Below are 2,257 nucleotides of genomic sequence, written 5' to 3' on the forward strand. Positions count from 1 at the left end.
TTTTTAAAAAGACACTAGTAAAAATTACTAATATGAAGGTTGGCTTTATACAAGTATTTGAAAAATAAGGGTTTTTTTATCCTTTATGTTAAAGTCTCAATTTCTTATTGCTGAAGAATAGTTAAAAAGGAAGAGGGGGAGATAACAAGAGCTTCAAAAGAGGCATTGGATTTTGTATCCCTCCTTGGTATTGGAAATTGCCTTGCAAGGAATCTTTCCTATGGAGACCAGAGGAGGGTTGAAATAGCCCGTGCATTATCATCAGAGCCAGAATTGCTCCTTTTGGACGAGCCAACAGCAGGAATGAATAAGAAGGAGAGCAAAGAGATAATCTCCCTTGTCCGAAGGATAAGGGAGATGGGAAAAACCATTATTTTGATTGAGCATCAAATGGATGTTGTAATGGAGGTATCAGATAAGATTGTTGTTTTGGATTATGGAGAAAAGATTGCAAGTGGAAAACCTGATGATATAAGGAATGACCCTTGTGTTATTAAAGCATATTTAGGAGGAAATGCTTGAAATTCTAAACCTATTTGTTTCTTATGGAAAGGTTTCTGTCCTAAAAGGGATAAGCCTTTCTATAAAGAAAAAAGAAATAGTAGCTATTCTTGGGGCAAATGGTGCAGGAAAAACAACCCTCCTTAAAACAATATCTGGAATCCTTTCTCCTCTGTCAGGAGAAATAAGGTTTCTTGGAGAAAGGATTGACAGGCTCCCTTCCCATCAAATTACTAAATGTGGAATAATCCATGTTCCAGAGGGAAGAAAGATATTTTCCCGTTTAAGAGTAGAGGAAAATTTAAAGATGGGTGCATTTTTGCTTTCTAAAAAGGAGATAAAAGAGGGGTTTGAAGAGGTATTTTCCCTATTTCCAATTTTGAAAGAGAGATTTACTCAATTGGGAGGAACATTAAGTGGAGGCGAGCAACAAATGCTGGCATTGGGAAGGGCAATTATGGCAAAGCCAAAGCTTTTGCTTTTGGATGAGCCATCTATGGGCATTGCTCCTAAACTTTCCGAAAGGATATTTGGTACAATCAAAGAAATAAACAAAAGTGGAATTCCTATCCTTCTCGTGGAACAAAATGTTCATAAATCATTGCAAATTGCAGACAGAGCTTATATACTTGAGATAGGAAAGATTGTTTTAGAAGGTAATGCCTCTATTCTTATTAAAAACGAAGATGTAAAGGCTGCATATCTTGGATAATATGAAGGTTGTAATTATTCAATACCCTGGGACAAATTGCGAATACGAAACATTTGAAGCTATAAAATCAGTTGGTATAGAAGCAGAAATATTTAGATACAATAGACCAATTGAGGAATTGGAGGAATTTGATACCTTTATCCTTGCTGGAGGATTTTCATACCAGGATAGGGTAAGGGCAGGTGCAATTGCCTCAAAGAAGCCCATTATCAAAACCATTATAAAAAAGGCAGAAAATGGGGCACCTGTTTTAGGAATATGCAATGGTGCCCAAATCTTAATAGAATCTGGAATTTGCCCTTCTATAAAGAAAGGCTCAATTGAAATGGCTCTTGCATTTAACAGAGAAACGGGGTTTTTGTGTGATTGGGTATATGTTAAGGTCTCATCAATTAAAAGCCCATTTTTGTCATTATTTAATCTTGGTGATGTTTTTCCTATTCCTATTGCCCATGCTGAGGGAAGATTTACCACACAAGACAAAGGTCTTCTTGATGAGCTTATAAAAAATGACCAAATAGCCTTAAGGTATTGCACAAGGGATGGAGAAATCATTGATGAATTTCCCATAAATCCAAATGGCTCGCTCTATAATATTGCGGGTTTAACAAACAAAAATGGAAATGTTCTTGCTCTTATGCCACATCCAGAAAGGGCAAGCTTTGTATATCAAATCCCCTCATTTTTTGGAAAAAAACAAGCTTCTGGAAGGAAAATATTTGAAGGAATTAAGGCATATCAATAAGACCAGCTTCTTGCCTTTTGTGGGCAGGTCTTAACACATCTTGAGCACATAATACAATTGGAAAGATTGGTAAATCCTCCCTTTCCTAAATCTACCTCTATATTACTTATAGTTTTGGGTATTTTTTCACAAACCCTCTCACCTGTTTTGCAAACATAAGCGTTCGTTCTTTTAAATTCCCATTTTCCGCTACCTTGCAATAGGAATTGAATTTCCAAAAAAAAAATCTAAAGTTTAACCCTCTTAAAAACCGATATATATAATAGATAGAATGATAGAAGATATTTCAGAAGACAAAA

4 protein-coding genes are annotated in these 2,257 nt (G+C 35.7%); 3 read left to right on the forward strand and 1 reads right to left on the reverse strand.

All coding sequences use genetic code 11. The annotated features are described in order from the left end of the window. The first annotated feature begins 165 nt into the window (after positions 1-165). The 3 genes from AB1630_12520 to purQ are packed head-to-tail and all read left to right on the forward strand — an operon-like array spanning position 166 to position 1,958. Positions 166-522 carry an ATP-binding cassette domain-containing protein gene (locus AB1630_12520; GenBank protein ID MEW6104615.1) on the forward strand — a complete coding sequence of 119 codons (357 nt, stop codon included), beginning with the start codon at positions 166-168 and terminating at the stop codon, positions 520-522. Continuing rightward, positions 515-1,213, forward strand: coding sequence for an ABC transporter ATP-binding protein (locus AB1630_12525; protein ID MEW6104616.1), 699 nt, complete (start codon positions 515-517; stop codon positions 1,211-1,213). The genes AB1630_12520 and AB1630_12525 overlap by 8 nt, the downstream gene beginning before the upstream one ends. Before the next feature lies 1 nt (position 1,214). Beyond that, positions 1,215-1,958, forward strand: a complete 744-nt coding sequence (gene purQ / locus AB1630_12530) for a phosphoribosylformylglycinamidine synthase I (GenBank protein ID MEW6104617.1) — start codon at positions 1,215-1,217, stop codon at positions 1,956-1,958. Here the strand turns inward: purQ and AB1630_12535 are convergent. Next, the gene (locus tag AB1630_12535; GenBank protein MEW6104618.1) at positions 1,952-2,176 is read right to left on the reverse strand and encodes a 4Fe-4S binding protein; all 225 of its coding nucleotides are present in this window, start codon (positions 2,174-2,176) and stop codon (positions 1,952-1,954) included. The two genes, purQ and AB1630_12535, sit on opposite strands and share 7 nt — an antisense overlap. Positions 2,177-2,257 lie beyond the last annotated feature (81 nt).

This window comes from bacterium (assembly GCA_040753555.1).
GTDB lineage: Bacteria > UBA9089 > UBA9088 > UBA9088 > UBA9088 > JBFLYE01.